The organism is Streptomyces sp. NRRL F-5123, assembly GCF_000721495.1.
GTDB lineage: Bacteria > Actinomycetota > Actinomycetes > Streptomycetales > Streptomycetaceae > Actinacidiphila.
On record NZ_JOHY01000092.1, the window covers coordinates 1 to 16,657 of the forward strand.

A 16,657-nucleotide genomic window follows, 5' to 3' on the forward strand; every position below is an offset into this window, starting at 1 on the left:
GCCCGGGGCGGGGCCCGCGGGTGGGCCGGGGCGGGGCCCGCGGGTGGGCCGGGGCGGCACCGCTTAGTGTGGACGGGTGAGCGTATTCGACCGGCTGGACGGCGCACGTGACGCGGTCCGGCTGTGGTTCGCGCCGGCCCGGGTCCAGGAGGAGGGCGAGACCCCGGACTACCGCTTCTCGCTCGCCAACGAGCGGACGTTCCTGGCCTGGATCCGCACCGCGCTCGCGCTGATCGGCGGCGGTTTCGCCGTCGACCAGTTCCTCACCGACCACCTGACGCACTGGGCCCGGGTGACATTCGCCCTCGCCCTGCTCGCGGGAGGTGTCGCCTGCACCCTGCGGGCGGTCAACCACTGGGTACGGTGCGAGCGGGCCATGCGGCGCGGCGCCAATCTGCCGGTCTCCCGCTTCCCCGCGGCGTTGGCCGTGATGATAGGGGTGATCGCGCTGGTCATGGTGGGTGTGGTCGTCGCGGGCCGGGCCGGATGACGTCCCGGCGGCTGCCGGTCGAGACCGACCGCGACCCCGGTCTCCAGCCCGAGCGCACCCGCCTGGCGTGGCGGCGCACCACCCTGAGCTGCGCGGTCGTCGCGGTGCTGGCCGGCCGCCAGGCCCTGCACGGCGGCGCCGCGCACGTCACCCTCGCCGTCGGCCTCGCCGCCCTGGTCTTCCTGGCCTTCCTCTGGCTTTCCCACCACCGCATCCAGCAGCTCGGCGCCCCCCGCCCGCGCCTCCTCCCGCGCCCCGTCGCCCTCGCGGTCGCGGCCTGCATGCTCGCCCTCGCCGTCTTCGGCGCCGCCGTGGTGTGGTGAACCCCGGCAGGGGGGTGCGCAGTGTCCCTGGGTGGTCCGGCGGGCGCCGGCCGTGCTGCCGCGCTGACGCGGCGGTGTCGGGCCCGGCATCGGCATCGGCTCTGCGTGCGCCCTACGTCATCGTTTACGGCATACGCGCGGCGGATGCCGCGTCACCAGCGCGGCACGCTCGGGGCGCGCCACGCGGGGTCGGCCTTGCGCATCGCGGCGACGTCGTCCCGGTCGCGCATCGTGCCGTCGTCGTCCAGCCACCGCTGGTGCAGCGCCTTGAGGGCGTCGCGGTCCAGCTCGACGCCGAGGCCGGGCCGGTCGGAGACGGTCAGGGCGCCTCCGGTGAAGACGTGGCGCTCGGTGATGACGTCCTCGGTCTGCCACGGGTAGTGCGAGTCGCAGGCGTAGTCGAGGTTGGGCACGGTGGCCGCGACGTGCGTCATGGCGGCCAGGCTGATGCCCAGGTGGGTGTTGGAGTGCATGGACAGGCCGACGCCGAAGGTGCGGCAGATGGCGGCGAGCTGCTGGGTGTTGCGCAGTCCGCCCCAGTAGTGGTGGTCGGACAGCACGACCTGGACGGCGTCGCGCGCGAACGCCTCCTTGATCTCCTGGAAGGTCGTCACGCACATGTTGGTGGCGAGCGGCACGTCCGTGCCCTGTGCCACCTCGGCCATCTCGGCGGTGCTGCCGGCCGGGTCCTCCAGGTACTCCAGCACGCAGGCGAGCTCGCGGGCGACGTGCAGCGAGGTCTCGGCCGACCATGCGCCGTTGGGGTCCAGGCGCAGCGGCCTGCCGGGGAAGGCCTCGGCCAGCGCGCGGATCGCGGCGATCTCCTGCTCGGGTGGGAAGACGCCGCCCTTGAGCTTGAAGGAGCCGAAGCCGTGCGTGTCGGCGAAGCGGCGGGCCTGGGCGACGACGCCGGCCGGGTCGAGGGCGGCGCCCCAGTCGTCGGGCTCGCCCTGGCCCTGCGGGTGGCCCTCGAGCTTGTAGAAGAGGTAGGCGCTGTAGTCGACGGTGTCGCGGACCTTGCCGCCGAGCAGGGCGTGCACGGGCAGGCCGAGGATCTTGCCGAGCGCGTCGAGGCAGGCGACCTCGAAGCCGGAGATGACCGAGAGCCGCAGCTTGTCGGCGGTCTGGACGCCGCGCAGGCCGCCGGCGGCGACGGAGTCGGAGGTGCCGGTGACGTCGCCGCACACCCGCTCGGCGAGCGTGAAGAGGCCGTTCAGGTCGGTGACGTGGTGCCCTGGAAGGGCGGCGGCGAGCGGGGCGGCGAGGTCCAGATAGCGGGTGTCGCCGTAGGTCTCGCCGATGCCGGACGTACCGTCGGCGGTGACGATCTCGACGACGAGCCGGGGCGTGTGGGGCTGGTGGACGCCGTGGGTGTTGAGCAGCGGCGGATCGGCGATGAGGATGGGGGTGAGGCGCACCTCGGCGATCGTGAACGCGGTGGAAGGGCCGGGAGCGCCGACGAGGTCCATTGTCTGTATATATGAATCACGTTCACCCATAAGACCGGAGCTTATGCGGGTCGCGCGCGGGTCGTCAACGCGGCGGACCGGAGCGGCGCCGGCCCGGCGTGCGAACCGGCGCGGGCCGGGGGCGGGCCCGCCCGGTGAACCTGCCACACGCCGGCCCCGGCGGGGAACTGGACCCCATACCGACCAGTCGGTACGATCGACTCATGACCCGTACGCCCGACACCGACCACCCCCGGGGCCTGGACCTCGACCGGCTGCGCCGCCACCTCGACGAGCAACGCCCTGGCCTCGTGACCGGCCCGCTGCGGGCCGAACTGGTGCAGGGCGGCCGCTCCAACCTCACCTACCGGGTCACCGACGGCACCGGCACCTGGGTCGTCCGCCGCCCGCCGCTCGGCCATGTGCTGGCCACGGCGCACGACATGGGCCGCGAGCACCGGGTGATCAGCGCGCTCGCCCCGACCGCGGTCCCGGTGCCCGGCACGGTGCTGCTGTGCGAGGACGCCGAGGTCGTCGGCGCGCCCTTCTACGTCATGGAATTCGTCCCCGGAACCCCCTACCGCACCGAGGACCAGCTGACCGCGCTCGGGCCCGAGCGCACCAGGGCGGTGGCCCTCACCCTCGTCGACACCCTCGTCGACCTGCACGCCGTGGAGCCCGGCGCGGTGGGCCTGGCCGACTTCGGACGGCCCGAGGGCTTCCTCGACCGGCAGCTGCGCCGCTGGGGCAAGCAGCTGGACGCCTCACGCAGCCGCGAGCTGGCCGGCATGGACGAGCTGCACGCCGCGCTCGACCGGGCGCTCCCGGCCTCCCCCGCGCCCGCCGTCGTGCACGGCGACTACCGCCTCGACAACGTCCTGTTCGACGCCGACGACCGCCTCACCGCCGTCCTGGACTGGGAGATGTCCACGCTCGGCGACCCGCTCACCGACCTCGGCCTGCTGGTGATGTACGGCGAGCAGCACGACATCCCCGGCTTCCCCGTCCCCACCGCCTCCGGCGCCCCCGGCCACCCGGACGCCGCCGAGGTCGTGGAGCGGTACGCGCGGCGCTCGGGGCGGGACGTGTCGGACGTGGACTGGTACACCGCGTTCGCGTATTTCAAACTCGCCGTGATCCTCGAAGGCATCCACTACCGCTGGACCCTCGGCCAGACCCTCGGCGCCGGTTTCGACCGCATCGGCGCGGTCGTCCCGCTCTTCATCGACCGGGGGCTGCGCACCGTACGCCGCCGGCCCCGGGCCGCGAGGCGGACCGCTGTCACGCGCGCACCGCACGCACCGCACGCACCGCACGCACCTCACCAGGAGGACTGAGCACGATGGACTTCGCCTTCGACGCCCCCACCGAGGAACTGCGCGCGAAGCTCGGCGCCTTCCTCGACGCGCACGTGTATCCGGCCGAGGCCGTCTTCGCCGCGCAGCACGAGCAGGCCGGGCCGGACGCGCACTGGACCGTGCCGCCGGTCGTGGCGGAGCTGAAGGCCGAGGCCAGGCGGCAGGGGCTGTGGAATCTGTTCCTGCCCGGCGAGCTGGGCGCGGGGCTGACCAACCTGCAGTACGCGCCGTTGGCCGAACTCACCGGCCGCAGCCCCTTCCTGGCCCCGGCCGCCCTCAACTGCGCCGCGCCGGACACCGGCAACATGGAGGTGCTCGCCGAGTTCGGCACGCCCGAGCAGCGCAAGGAGTGGCTGGAGCCGCTGCTGTCCGGCGACATCCGCTCGGCCTTCGCCATGACCGAGCCGGACGTCGCCTCCTCCGACGCGACCAACATCGAGACCCGCATCGAGCGGGACGGTGACTCGTACGTCGTCAACGGCCGCAAGTGGTACATCTCCGGGGCGATGAACCCGGACTGCGCCGTCCTCATCGTCATGGGCAAGACCGACCCGGCCGCCGAGCGGCACCGGCAGCAGAGCCAGATCCTCGTCCCGCGCGACACCCCGGGTGTGGAAGTACGCCGAGGCATGCGGCTCTTCGGCTACGACGACGCCGACCACGGCGGCCACGCCGAGGTCGTCTTCCACGACGTGCGGGTGCCCGCCGCGAACCTCATCGGCGAGGAGGGCGGCGGTTTCGCGATCGCCCAGGCCCGCCTGGGGCCCGGCCGTATCCACCACTGCATGCGGCTGATCGGCATGGCCGAGCGGGCACTGGAGCTGATGTGCCGGCGGGCCGCCGATCGGGTCGCCTTCGGCAAGCCGCTGGCCGCACAGGGCGTGGTGCAGGAGTGGATCGCCGAGTCGCGTGTCGAGATCGAGCAGCTGCGGCTGCTGGTACTCAAGACGGCCTGGCTGATGGACACCGTCGGCAACAAGGGTGCCCACACCGAGATCCAGGCCATCAAGATCGCCACTCCGGGCACGGTCCAGCGCATCGTCGACCGTGCCATCCAGGCCCACGGCGCCGCCGGCGTCTCCCAGGACTCCCCCCTCGCCCGCCTGTGGTCCGGCGCCCGCAGCCTCCGCCTCGCCGACGGCCCCGACGAGGTCCACCGCCGCTCCCTCGCCCGCCGCGAACTGGCCCGCTACACCTCCTGACGCGGTACGTACCGCGTACGCACGTGCCCCGGCCGGCCGGGGCACATACCGGCGTCCACGGCTTCCCGGCCCTACGGCACCAGCGCCAGCCGGCCCACCGTGCGGCCGTCGGCCACCGACTGGACGGCGGACGGGGCGTCGGCGAGGGGGTGTGCGGCGACGACGGGGCGGACGGTCCCGGCCTCGGCGAGCGCGGTCAGCTCGGCGTGGGCGGCGCGGACGGCCTCGGGGTCGCGGGTGGCGTAGAGCCCCCAGTGCAGGCCGAGGATCGAGTAGTTCTTGACCAGGGCGTGGCTCAGGGCGGGAGTCTGGACGGTGCCGCCGGCGAAGCCGACCACGACGATGCGGCCCTCGAAGGCGACGCACTTGGTGGAGCGGGTGTAGGCGTCGCCGCCGACCGGGTCGTAGACGACATCGGCGCCGCGGCCGTCGGTGGCGTCCTTCACGGCGGTGACGAAGTCCTCGGTGTGCCGGTCGACCACCAGGTCGGCGCCCAGCTCGCGGGCTGCCTCCGCCTTTTCCGCGCCGCCGACGACGCCGATCACGTACGCCCCCGCGGCCTTGCCGAGCTGGACGGCGGCGCTGCCGACACCGCCGGCCGCGGCGTGCACGAGCAGGGTCTCGCCGGGGCGGAGGGCGGCGCGGCGGTGCAGCCCGAACCAGCCCGTCTGGTAGCCGATGTGCAGCACGGCGGCGGCCGGGTCGTCCAGCGCCTCCGGTGCGGGCAGTACGCCCGCGGCGGGCACGACGGCGTGCTCGGCGAAGGCTCCGCCGGGCAGGGCGGCGGTGCTGATGACGCGGTCGCCCTCGGCGAGGCCGGTCACGTCCGGGCCGAGCGCCGCGATCTCGCCGCACATCTCCACGCCGGGCGTGAAGGGCAGCGGCGGGCGGATCTGGTACTCGCCGCGGCACAGCAGCGCGTCGGGGAAGTTGACGCCCGCGGCCCGCACCCGCAGGAGCACCTCGCCGGGGCCGGGCTCGGGCCGCGGGACCTCGCCGAGGCGCAGCACCTCGCGCGGTTCGCCGTTGCTGTGGACGCGCCATGCCTTCACGCGGGTGCTCCCGTCGGGGTCAGGACCGCCGCACCGAGTGCAGCAGCAGGTCGGAGAATTCACCGGCGACCTGCTGCGCGGACAGGGGCCCGTCCGCGTGGTACCAGGTGCCGAGGTGGTGCACGGAGCCGAAGAAGAAGTCGACGACCAGGTCCGGCCGCAGTTCGGACCGGAAGTGGCCGTCGCGCTGGCCCTCTTCGACGAGCGAGCGGAAACGCTCGTGGTAGCGGCGGCGCTCGGCCCGTACCGCCTTCTGCTTCTCCGGGCTGAGCTGGTGCATCGACCGGAAGAAGATCTTGGTGTCGTCCAGGTTCTGGATGCTGGTGACGACGACGTCGGCCGCGGCCTCCGCGAGCCGCTCGGGCACCGGGGTGCCGCGGGAGGCGATGGCGTCGAGCCGCTCGGTCTGCAGCCGCAGCACGCGGGCGTAGATCTCGTGCAGCAGGTCGTCCTTGGAGCCGAAGTAGTGGTAAAGCGCGCCCTTGGTGACGCCCGCGGCCTCGACGATCTCCTGGACGGAGGTGCGGTCGTAGCCGCGTTCGGCGAACAGCCGCGTCGCCTCGGCGAGCAGCCGCTCGGGCACCGCCGCGGCCTGGCCGCCGCCCTCGGAGCGCCCCGTGCCGCCGCCTTCCGCCGTGGTCCCGCGTGCCATCCGCCTGCCCCTTCCTCGTACTCCCCGCAACAGCCGTTCCTGGCCGCTATGGACCTTATCCGGCCGTCATCCCGTCATCCGGCCGCGGCCTTCAGCTCGCGGCGCAGGATCTTGCCGGTGGCGGTCTTGGGCAGGTCCGGCAGCACCTCCACCTCGCGCGGGTACTTGTACGCGGCCAGCCGCTCGCGGCAATAGGCCACGATTTCCGACGGCTCGGCAATTGCGCCGGGACGCAGGCTCACGAACGCCTTGACGCTCTCCCCGCGGTAGGAGTCGGCGACGCCGACGACCGCGGCCTCGCGCACCGCCGGGTGCGTGTAGAGGACGTCCTCGACCTCGCGCGGCCACACCTTGAAGCCGGACGCGTTGATCATGTCCTTCTTGCGGTCGACGACGTAGAGCCAGCCCTCGGTGTCCATGAAGCCGATGTCGCCGGTGCGCAGTTCGCCGCCGGGGAGGGCGGTGCGGGAAGCCTCCGGCTGGTTCCAGTAGCCGGGGACGACCATGGGTCCGCTGACCGCGATCTCGCCCGTCTCGCCGAAGGGCACGTCGGCGCCGTCGTCGTCGACTATCCGCACCATGGTGCCGGGCCCCGGCACGCCGACCGCGAGGGTGCCGGACTCGGCGTCCACCGGGGCCTCGTAGCCGGGCGGGACGCTGGCGCAGGGGGCGGCGCATTCGGTCAGGCCGTAGCCGTTGGCCAGGTACAGGCCGCCGGCCCGGGCGCGGAAGGCCTCGACGACGGCGGGCGGCAGCGGGGCGCCGCCGGAGGAGATGAGCCGGAAGGACGCGAAGTCCGCGGGGGTGGCGTCGGGGCGGGCCAGCAGCGCCATGTACGCCGTGGCGGGGCCGACGGTGTAGGCGGGTCGGTGCTCGCGGAAGGCGTCGAGGACGACCCCGGGCTCGAAGCGGTGGGCCAGTACCAGGGTGTGGCCGCCGGCCAGCGCCGCGGACAGCTCACACACCATGCCGGTGATGTGGAAGAGCGGCGCCAGGGCGAAGACCGCGGAGTCGGCGGGCAGCGCCTGGACGCGCACCTGCCGGTGGGCGTTGAAGGAGATGTTGCCGTGGGTGTTGAGCGCGCCCTTGGGCCGGCCGCTGGTGCCCGAGGTGTAGCTGATCAGGGCGGTGTCGCCGGCCGTCGGGAGGGGGAGGTGCGGGCGCGGCCCGGCTGCGGCCCGGGCGGCGGCGAGCACGTCCTCGGCGTCATCGGCCGGCATCCGCGGCCCGGCCAGCACGCGCGCGTCGTCCCGCGTCTGGAGATCCCGCTCGCACGCCGTCAGCGCGATGCGCACCGGCGACTGCGCGGCCGTCTCCCGCACGTACTCCGCCCAGGCGCGCTCGGAGCAGACCAGGGCGGTGGCGCCCGCGTCGGCGAGGATGTGCGCCAGCTCGTCCCGCTTGTACATCGGGTTGACGGGAACGGCCGCGCCGCCCGCCTTCCACACCGCGAGCAGGGCCACCACGAACTGCGGCACGTTCTGCAGCATGACGGCGAGCCGGTCGCCGGCGGCGAAGCCGCGGTCGGCGAGGTGGCGGGCCAGCCCGTCGGAGAGGCCGTCCAGCTCGGCGTACGTCAGCGCGCCGTCGAAGTACGCGAGCGCGCGGCGCTCGGGGTGGTCGGCGGCACGGGCGAGGAAGCCGTGCAGCACGGACGGCGGGAAGTCGCGGTCCTGGCGCTGCTCCTCGGTGAAGAACCGCAGCCACGGCTGATCGGCGTATCCGGTCATGCGCCCTGCCCCTTCCCGGCGCTGCCCGCCGTCTCCTCGTACGCGCGCTGGAGCTTGTTCATGCCGCCGAGCCACCTCTCCGGCTCCGCGGCGCGGGCGGCGTAGTAGGCGGCGACCTCGGGGTGCGGGAGGATCAGGAAGCGCTCGTCGGCGATGCCGGCGAGCACCGCGCGTGCGACGTCCTCCGGCTCGATCGCGGTCGGCGCGAGCACCAATTCCCCGGCCGGGCCGGCGGCGTCCAGCATCGCGGTGCGCACGCCCTGCGGGCAGACGGCGTGGACCCGGAGGCCGCGGTGGCGGTAGGTGAGCGAGAGCCACTCGGCGAAGGCCAGGGCGCCGTGCTTGGTCACCGAGTACGGCGCCGCGCCGACCATCGTCAGCAGGCCGGCTGCCGACACGGTCGACACGAAGCGCCCGCTGCCGCGTTCCAGCCACTCCGGCAGCAGCGCGCGGGCGGCGCGGACATGGCTCATGACGTTGACGTCCCAGGCCAGCTCCCACGCGGCGTCGTCCGCCTCGGGACCGCCGCCGGTCGCAACGCCGGCGTTGGCGCAGAAGACGTCGATGCCGCCGCCGAGCGCGGTGCGGGCGGCGGGCACGACGCCGGAGGCGTCCCCGGCGACAACGGCGGCGCCGATCTCGTCGGCGACCTTGCGGGCGGCGACGGCGTCGAGGTCGTTGACGGCCACCCGGGCGCCCTCGGCCGCGAAGGCGCGCGCCAGCGCGGCACCGATGCCGCCGCCCGCGCCCGTGACGACCACCCGCGCACCGCGCAGTGCTTCCACCACCATCGTGTCTCCCTCGACTCGACGTCCGGCCTCTCCCCCGTCCGCATACTAAGCGGTCGGTCACCGAAGCGGAAGGGCCGGAGGGGAGGGGCGGCCGGGCGCCGGACCTGCGGAGGCGAGGCGGGTTGACCGCGCTTCACCCGTCGGAGGGATGGACGCGGCGGCGGAGAGTCGGGATGATGGGCACAGAGCGGACAATCACGGATCTTTCCGTGATCTGGGACAGGCGAGGGGGAGCCATGACCGTGAAGAGCGTGCAGCCGTACTGGGACCTGACGTTCGACGCCGACGGCGATCCCGACCCGGAGCAGCGTGACGCGCTCCTCGCACACGCCGCCGAGCACACCGACCTGGTGCTCTTCTCCCACGGCTGGAACAACGACCTGTCCAGCGCCTGCCGCCTCTACGACCGCTTCTACGCGCCCTTCCCCGGGCTGCTGGCCGCCTTCCCGGCCGTGCGCCCGGGGTATGCCGGGGTGCACTGGCCGTCCATGCGCTTCTCGGACGAGCCGATCGCGGACTTCCCCCGCACCACCGTCGTCGCCGTGCCCGGTGGCGACGCCGACATCGCGGTCCTCAAGCGCGTGCTGCCAGGCCACGACGCGGAGGCCGACCGGATCGCGGAGCTGCTGCGGCAGCAGCCGGACGAGCCGGAAGCGCTGGAGGAGTTCGCCGGGCTGGTGCGCACGCTGACGGGCGCGGGACCCGAATCCGCGGCCCTGGCACAGGATTTCGCCGCCCCCGCGGAAGGCGCGGCCGCGGCGGGAGCCACGGGCGGAACGGGCGCCGTGCTGCCCGCGCTCCTCACCGGCAAGCCGGACGCGGTGTGCCGCGAGCTGGCCGACGCGGTCGCCGCGACGGTGGGGCCGGAGGGCGACGCCGAGGCGCTGCTGGGCGCACTGGGCAAGAAGGTCTGGTCGGGGGCGCGCGAGCTGCTGCGCCAGGCGACGTATTTCGCGATGAAGGGCCGTGCGGGGAAGGTCGGCAAGGAGGGACTCGGTCCGTTCGTCGGGCAGCTGGCGGAGCGCGCGCCGTGGACGAGGGTGCATCTGGTCGGGCACAGCTTCGGCGCCCGGCTGGTCTCCTTCGCCCTGGCCGGGCTGCCGCCCGCGGCGCACAACGTCGCGTCGGTCACCCTGCTCCAGGGGGCCTTCTCGCATTCGGCCTTCTCCCCCGGCGGCGCGCTCGACGGCATGCAGCACCGGGTGCACGGGCCGGTCGTGGCCGGCCACTCCCGCCACGACAGCGCGCTGGGCGTCCTCTACCCGCTGGCCTCGCGGCTGTCCGGCGACGACCGCTCCCTGCTGGGCGACGACCGCTGGGGCGCCCTGGGCCACGACGGTTTCCACGGCCTGCCGACCGCTCCCGCGCTGGCCCTGGCCGCGGCCCTCGGCACGGGCTTCCCGCCCGCGGGCTGCGTGAGCGTCGACGCCTCGGCGACGGTCTGCCACGGCGGCCCGCCGTCCGGCGCCCACAGCGACATCTGCCACCCGGATCTGGCCCGCCTGATGCTGCGGGCGGGCGCGCTCATCGCATGACCGGATCCGGCCCCGCCCGGAGGGGGCCGGCCCGGAGGCCGGCCCCGGCCGGACCGCCGGCAGAAAGCAGCCGACGGCGCATCAGCAGGGGGTCGAGCGGGGGTTCGGCGACGGGCTCAGCGGTGTGCGGGGAATTCCACGACCTGCTGGTAGGTCGGGCGGTTCTGCCAGCTGATGCGGTCGTCGGTGACGCCCCCGAGCGGCCGCTGGACGATGGAGTCCGCGCACCACTGGTCGCCCGCCGAGCATCCGTCGTCGCCCGGGTAGACGGTGGCGGCCGGCACCGCTGCGGCCTGCTTGAGCGTGCTCAGCAGCATGTCGCGGCAGGCCGCGAGCTGCCCGCCGCCGCAGTAGGGCTGCGCCAGCGGCCCGGCGACCGGCTGCCCCAGCACCTTGCGCAGATCCTTGTCGACATAGCTCCACCAGCCGTACTGGAAGGAGCTGCCCGCGTGCGAGCCCGTGGGCCCGTGCCCGGCGGACGGCGACTCGTCGACCGTGAGGTCGGCAGTGAGAGCCGAGTAGAGGTCGCTGCCGAGACCGGGCTGGAATTCGCCCTGCACGAGCAGCGGCCACCACGCGTCCATGACCCGTATCGCGTCCGCGTGGGCGTACGCGTGCGAGCCCGGCGAGGACTCGTGCCGCTTGGTGCCCGCGGCCTGCCACGCCGCCAGCTGCTGCACGGCCGCGGCCTCCTGCGGGTCGGTGACGGGCGCGCTGCCGACGACCTGCAGCAGGTCGGGCAGCACGTCCTCGCCGCGCAGGTCGGTGAGCGCCGCGTCGTCCATCGCCTTGGCCAGCGCGGACCTGGTCACCCCGCCGGCCTGGGCGAGCGCCTTGACGCGGTCCTCCAGCAGGTCGGCGCGGTGCACCGAGCCGTTGCCGAAGCCCGCGGAGGTGTAGCCGGGCGCCTGCTTGTTGTTCCAGGAGATGTAGTAGTCCTGGTCGACGGACTGCGGGTGCTGGGCGGGCGGGGTGTAGGAGGCGGTGTTGACCGCCGGGTCCCAGCCGCGCCAGTCGTAGGCGGCTTGCGCCCACACCGGGAAGGAGGGGTCGACGCCGGCGGCCCGTACCGGGTTGGTGCCGCTGTTGTAGTACGCGATGTGCTGGGAGTCGGCGTAGAACCAGTTGAAGGTGTAGTTGATGTCCTGCGCGGCGGCCTGGAAGGACGCCGGGTCGTGGACGAACCCGGGGTCGTTGAGCTCCTGGAAGCCGATGATCGAGTCGGCCTCGTGCCGGTAGGAGCTGCGCAGCTGGGTGTAGGCGACGGGCTTGCCGCCCACCGTGGCGCGGTATTCGACCGGGCCGTAGGCGGTGCGCCAGATCTGCATCCGGTAGGAGCCGGCCGCCGTGGAGTCGGCGAGCGTGGGCTTCCAGGAGTTGGTGCGCTCCAGCTTCTCCATGGCGGTGCACCGGCCGTGGTAGAGGTAGTGCGTCGCGTCCTGGCACAGCTCGACGGCGTAGGTGTCGGTGACGTCCTGGGACGCCGAGGTCGCGCTCCAGGCGTAGTCCTGGCCGCGGCCCAGCTCGACGTACATGCCCAGGCCCGCGAAGGAGGCGCCGCGGGCGCTGATGCCGGGGCCCTGGAGCTCCTGGAGCATCAGCAGCTGTGGCGCGAAGTAGCCGGTCTGCGGGCCGAAGACGGCGACGGGGTGGCCGCTTGCGGTGTGCGCGCCGCTCACCACCAGGGCGTTGGACATGCCCTTCTTGGTGGAGAAGAGGTTGCCGGGCAGCACGCCGGGGCTCGCGGTGCTGGTCAGCGTGGCGCCGCCGGTCGCGTCGTACACGAGCGGTTCCGCGGTGACGGATCCGGGGTCGGGCAGCGCCTCGCCCTGCGCGGTGGCGGGCCTGCCCGCGTACGGGAAGCTGCTGCCGTCGTGGACGGTCGAGGTCGCCTCGGGGTCGTCGCGCTCGCGGAAGGACTCCCAGACCTTCGTGCCCTCCGCGACGCCGTACTTCTGCTGCGCGGCCAGCAGCGACAGCGCCGACTGCACCTCGCCGCCGCCCCCGGTGCCGAACAGCGCGCCGACCACGGAGGCGAGCGCGATCAGGTCGGTGAGCTGGAAGGGCTCGATGGTGCCGGCGTTGGTGACGGCGTCGACGTGGCCGGTCAGCACGTATTCGCCCGGGAAGTAGCGGCCGTTCTTCGATGCGGTGATGTAGGCGTTGATGCCGTCGACGTAGTTCTGCGCGTCGGCGAGCGCCTGCCGGCCGCGCGCGCCGCTGTTGTCGGCGAGCCAGTCGATCTGCGCCTGGAGATCGGCCTCGGTGTACGGGGCCTGGCGCCAGAACTCCTCCTCCAGGCCGCGGTTGGCCGCGGCCCCGCCGGCGAAGGACGACAGCTCGCCGCGTCCGACGTGCCGGAAGAGGTCCATGAGCCAGAGCCGGTCCTGCGCGGCCGCGTACCCGGCGCCGAACTCGGTGCCCCCGCGCGTGGTGCCCTTGATGTGCGGGACGCCGGTGGCCCTGTCGCGGGTGATGGTGACGTCGGAGCGCGGGCTGCTGACCGAGGCGACCTGGCCCGCCGGGACGCCGAAGGAGGCGTCGTTGAAGAACTTGGTGATCGTCGCGTCGGTGAGGGTGGGGTAGCCGTCGGCGAGCGAGGCGTACGGGCCGAGCTGGTCGGCCGTGTGCGCGGGGCGGGTGCCCAGCGCCTTGTTGGCGAGGATGTCGGCGAGGGTGGCGTTGCCGTTCTCGCCGGGCGGCAGGATGTCGGCGCACTGGCCCGCGCAGTAGTCGCCGGAGTCGGCGGCGTGCGCGGCCGGTGACGTGGGGGCCACGAGGGTCGCCGCGAGCGCGAGGAGGGCGCTCGCGGCGGCCGTTCTGAGCACGCCGATGCTGCCGATCCGTCGTGGGGTCCGTAGCGGCATGTCTGCTCCTTCCGGAAGCCGGTGCGCGGAGGTTACCGCCGGTTAACCCAGCCCGGAAGATGAACATGCGTCAGCTTTTCGACTTCCGCACAACTCCCGCCCGACCCGGACCGCTCGCCGCGCGCAGCACGAAGACGCCCCAGCCCAGATACCGGCGGTTCCACTCCAGGTGGGTGCGGCGCGCGTGCGCGAGGAAGGCGCGCATGTCGGCGGCATCGGGGTGGTCCGCCGGGTGGTCGCGCAGCCAGTCGGAGATCGCGAACCACTGCCCGGCGGCGTAGCGGTCCCAGCTGTCGCCGTCGGCGAGCACCATCTCCAGCAGTTCGAAGCCCGCCGCCTCGAAACGGTCCAGCGTGCCGACCAGCGACGTGAAGTCGTCGGGCGCCACGCCGTTCGCCTCCAGGGCGCCCTCGGGAGCGGGCTCGTTCCAGTACGGCTCGCCGATCAGCATCAGGCCGCCGGGCCGCAGCGCCGGGCGCAGCAGCTCGACCGTGCCGGTCAGGCCGCCGCCGATCCAGGTCGCGCCGATGCATGACACGACGTCGTACGCGCCGGGCTCCGCCTCGTACGCGCCCGCGTCGCCGCGGACGAACTCCACCGATTCGGCGACCCCGAGCTCGGCGGCCCGCTCCCGGGCCGCGGTCAGGAAGACCTCGCTGAGGTCGACGCCGGTGCCGCCCGTACCGTACCGCTGCGCCCACCGGACCAGCATCTCGCCCTTGCCGCAGGCCAGATCGAGGTGCCGCTGCCCCTTGCCGAGCCGGCACACGTCACCGAGCAGCATCAGCTTCTCCTCGGTGACGGGGTTGAGGATGCGGTGCCGGGACTCGGCGATCTCGTGGTGGCGCAGGCTCATGCGGTTCCTCGGTCTTCGTGCTCGTGGTCGTGCTCGTGGTCGTGCTCGTGCTCGTGCTCGTGCTCGTGCTCGTGGTTCATCGGGAATCCTGCCGCAAGGCGTCGGCCGTGGCGCGGTCGGCCGGCAGGAAGGCCTCCAGTTTCAGCTCCGCGATGGTGACGTCGGCGGCGGTGGCGAAGACGGCGACGGTCGTCATGAGGCGCAGCGGCCCGCGCGAGACGGAGTCCAGCTCCATCGGCACGGTGAAGCCCAGCGCGGCGTCGGCGCCCTCGCCGGGCGCGGGCACGTGACCGGCCAGCTCGTCGTACAGCGCCGCGAGCCGGTCGTCGGGGTTGCGCCGCTGCTCCTCGCGCAGCGCCTCGATGACGTGCCGGGCCCACTGCGGGAAGTTGCGGATGCGCGGGGCCATGCCCGCCGGGTGCAGCGCCAACCGCAGGATGTTGGCCCGCGGGCCGAGCAGCGCGGGGTCCGAGCCCTCCGTCATCACGCCGAAGGCGGAGTTGGCGCCGACCAGTTCCCCGTAGCGGTCGACGACGATCGCCGGGTACGGCAGGTGGCCGGTCAGGATGTGGTCCAGCGCCTCCAGCGCCGGGGCGAGCGCGGGGTCGGAGAGGTCGCGCTGCGGGTGCACGGGCGCGTAACCGGCGGCCAGCAGCAGCCCGTTGCGCTCGCGCAGCGGCAGCGCGAGCGAGTCGGCGATCCGCGCGACGAGCGCGCGGCCCGGCGCTGAGCGGCCGTTCTCGATGAAGCTGATGTGCCGCTGGGTGGTCCCGGCGCGCAGCGCCAGTTCCAGCTGGCTCAGCCGCCGCCGGGTGCGGCTGGCGCGCAGCGCCTCGGAGAAGGTCAGGTCCGCGGAGGGGCGCCCCGCGGGGGCGCCGCCCTTCCGGCGGACGGTCCCGTGGGCCGCGCGCGGCTGCTCTCCGGGCGTCCGGGCCGTCGGGGGGAGGGTGTTGCGAGGGGCGTCCACGGGTCCTTTCTAACCCGGCCCGCTCGCACCGGCCATTCCCTGCCGGGAATTGAGGGCATGCCCGCGGCTGCCGACGATCGGCGCTATGACACACGTACTCACCGACCGGAACACCGCCCCCCGAACCCTCCCCGGCCCGGACACCGACCGCGTACGGCTCGGTGTCTTCGTGCCCAGCACCGCCGCGCAGTGGAGTGCCGGTACGGATCCGCGGGAGGCCGTCGCCTTCGGCGTGCGGGCCGAGCGGACCGGGTTCGACTCGCTGTGGGTCACCGACTCGCTGCTCACGCCGCGGCTCGAAGCCCTCAGCACGCTCGCCGCGCTCGCCGCCGTGACGGAGCGCGTCACGCTCGGCACGGGAGCGCTGCTGCCCGCGCTGCGCACGCCCGTGCAGGCCGCGCAGACGATCGCCTCCGTCGACCTGCTGTCCGGCGGGCGGCTGGTGCTGGGGGTGGGCGCGGGTTTCCCCGGCCGCTTCGGGCAGCCCGTCTACGCGATGGCCGGCACCCCGTGGCCGCGCCGCTTCCGGCGGCTGGACGAGACGGTGGAGCTGTGGCGGCGGCTGTGGACGGGCGAGGGCCCGGTCACGTACCACGGCGAGGTGCTGCGGTTCGACGACGTCGCGCCCGGCACCCGCGCCTTCCGGCCGGGCGGCCCGCCGGTCTGGCTGGGCGGCGCCACCCCTGCCGCGCTGGCCCGCACGGGACGCCTCTACGACGGCTGGATGCCGTACCCGCCCGATCCCGCGGACTACGGGACCGGCCTCGCCGCCATCCGTGCCGCCGCGGCGGAGGCGGGGCGCGGGGCGGCGCCGTTCAGCCCCGCCCTTTTCGTGAACGTCCTGCTCACCGACGCGGCGGACGGCGGGCAGGCGGCCCTGGAGGCGTACGCGCGGGCCAACTACGGGCTGCCGCTCGCGGAGATGGCGGCGATCCAGGCCCTGGCGGCGGGCACGCCCGAGGCGGTCGTGGACAAGCTCGGCCGCTACGTCGCGCAGGGGGCACGGCATCTGGTGCTGCGCACGGCGGTGCCTGACATCGCCGCGCAGCTCGGCCAGCTCGACCGGCTCGTCGCGCTGCGCCCCGCACTCGACGCGCTGGCGGCTTCCGCGACGGTGCCTGCTCCTGCCGTGCCGGACGCCGATGCCGATGCCGATGGCCCGGCAGTGTGAGCCGCGCAAGCTGTGGGCGGTGGGGCCGCGCGTCGGGGTGCGCGGCCGGCGGGACTCAGGGCCTGGGGACGGGGCCGGCCGCGGTCGGGGTGACCGCGACGGTGAGGCCGTTGAGTACGAGCCGGGTGCCGCCGCGCAGGTGCGCGATGTCCTGGGCGCCGTCGCCCGTCCACACGAGGTAGGTGTACTGCTCGGTCCACGTCAGCCGCGATCCG

Annotated in this window: 14 protein-coding genes; 6 read left to right on the top strand and 8 right to left on the bottom strand. The window is 74.1% G+C overall.

Annotated elements, in window-relative coordinates:
* The first annotated feature begins 76 nt into the window (after nt 1-76).
* Together IH54_RS0137165 and IH54_RS0137170 are read left to right on the top strand one after the other, a co-directional pair.
* A complete protein-coding gene (locus IH54_RS0137165; RefSeq protein WP_234344240.1) occupies nt 77-490 on the top strand; it encodes a YidH family protein in 414 nt (137 codons plus the stop codon).
* Nucleotides 487-813, top strand: a complete 327-nt coding sequence (locus IH54_RS0137170; RefSeq protein ID WP_031525571.1) for a DUF202 domain-containing protein — start codon at nt 487-489, stop codon at nt 811-813. The genes IH54_RS0137165 and IH54_RS0137170 overlap by 4 nt, the downstream gene beginning before the upstream one ends.
* Nucleotides 814-965: 152 nt before the next feature.
* On the opposite strand, the gene IH54_RS0137175 is transcribed toward IH54_RS0137170, so the two are convergent.
* On the bottom strand, nt 966-2,282 hold the full coding sequence (locus IH54_RS0137175; RefSeq protein WP_031525573.1) for a glucarate dehydratase family protein: 1,317 nt from the start codon (nt 2,280-2,282) through the stop codon (nt 966-968).
* 203 nt (nt 2,283-2,485) lie between these two features.
* Here IH54_RS0137175 and IH54_RS0137180 point away from each other — a divergent pair, with 203 nt between their 5' ends.
* Nucleotides 2,486-3,598 carry a phosphotransferase family protein gene (locus tag IH54_RS0137180; RefSeq protein ID WP_078862807.1) on the top strand — a complete coding sequence of 371 codons (1,113 nt, stop codon included), beginning with the start codon at nt 2,486-2,488 and terminating at the stop codon, nt 3,596-3,598.
* Between the two features lie 5 nt (nt 3,599-3,603).
* Nucleotides 3,604-4,821, top strand: coding sequence for an acyl-CoA dehydrogenase family protein (locus tag IH54_RS0137185; RefSeq protein WP_031525577.1), 1,218 nt, complete (start codon nt 3,604-3,606; stop codon nt 4,819-4,821).
* A gap of 71 nt (nt 4,822-4,892) precedes the next feature.
* Here IH54_RS0137185 and IH54_RS0137190 read toward each other — a convergent pair whose 3' ends face one another.
* From IH54_RS0137190 to IH54_RS0137205, 4 genes are all read right to left on the bottom strand, one after another.
* A complete protein-coding gene (locus IH54_RS0137190) occupies nt 4,893-5,873 on the bottom strand; it encodes an NADPH:quinone oxidoreductase family protein (protein WP_031525579.1) in 981 nt (326 codons plus the stop codon).
* Between the two features lie 19 nt (nt 5,874-5,892).
* Nucleotides 5,893-6,525, bottom strand: a complete 633-nt coding sequence (locus IH54_RS0137195; protein WP_043183357.1) for a TetR/AcrR family transcriptional regulator — start codon at nt 6,523-6,525, stop codon at nt 5,893-5,895.
* A 74-nt stretch (nt 6,526-6,599) separates the two neighbouring features.
* Nucleotides 6,600-8,255 carry an AMP-binding protein gene (locus IH54_RS0137200; protein WP_031525583.1) on the bottom strand — a complete coding sequence of 552 codons (1,656 nt, stop codon included), beginning with the start codon at nt 8,253-8,255 and terminating at the stop codon, nt 6,600-6,602.
* Nucleotides 8,252-9,046 carry an SDR family oxidoreductase gene (locus IH54_RS0137205; RefSeq protein WP_031525585.1) on the bottom strand — a complete coding sequence of 265 codons (795 nt, stop codon included), beginning with the start codon at nt 9,044-9,046 and terminating at the stop codon, nt 8,252-8,254. Before IH54_RS0137205 ends, IH54_RS0137200 begins: the two co-directional genes overlap by 4 nt.
* A gap of 236 nt (nt 9,047-9,282) precedes the next feature.
* Here IH54_RS0137205 and IH54_RS0137210 point away from each other — a divergent pair, with 236 nt between their 5' ends.
* Nucleotides 9,283-10,581, top strand: coding sequence for a hypothetical protein (locus tag IH54_RS0137210; protein ID WP_031525587.1), 1,299 nt, complete (start codon nt 9,283-9,285; stop codon nt 10,579-10,581).
* A gap of 116 nt (nt 10,582-10,697) precedes the next feature.
* On the opposite strand, the gene IH54_RS0137215 is transcribed toward IH54_RS0137210, so the two are convergent.
* The 3 genes from IH54_RS0137215 to IH54_RS0137230 form a co-directional block, all read right to left on the bottom strand.
* A complete protein-coding gene (locus tag IH54_RS0137215) occupies nt 10,698-13,448 on the bottom strand; it encodes a penicillin acylase family protein (protein WP_031525589.1) in 2,751 nt (916 codons plus the stop codon).
* Between the two features lie 70 nt (nt 13,449-13,518).
* The gene (locus IH54_RS0137220) at nt 13,519-14,304 is read right to left on the bottom strand and encodes an SAM-dependent methyltransferase (protein WP_052398303.1); all 786 of its coding nucleotides are present in this window, start codon (nt 14,302-14,304) and stop codon (nt 13,519-13,521) included.
* Nucleotides 14,305-14,380: 76 nt separating this feature from the next.
* Entirely contained in the window at nt 14,381-15,151 is a 771-nt protein-coding gene (locus IH54_RS0137230; RefSeq protein ID WP_031525593.1) for a helix-turn-helix transcriptional regulator, read from the bottom strand.
* Nucleotides 15,152-15,356: 205 nt separating this feature from the next.
* On the opposite strand from IH54_RS0137230, the gene IH54_RS0137235 reads away from it, so the two are divergent.
* On the top strand, nt 15,357-16,442 hold the full coding sequence (locus IH54_RS0137235; protein WP_078862808.1) for an LLM class flavin-dependent oxidoreductase: 1,086 nt from the start codon (nt 15,357-15,359) through the stop codon (nt 16,440-16,442).
* Nucleotides 16,443-16,657 lie beyond the last annotated feature (215 nt).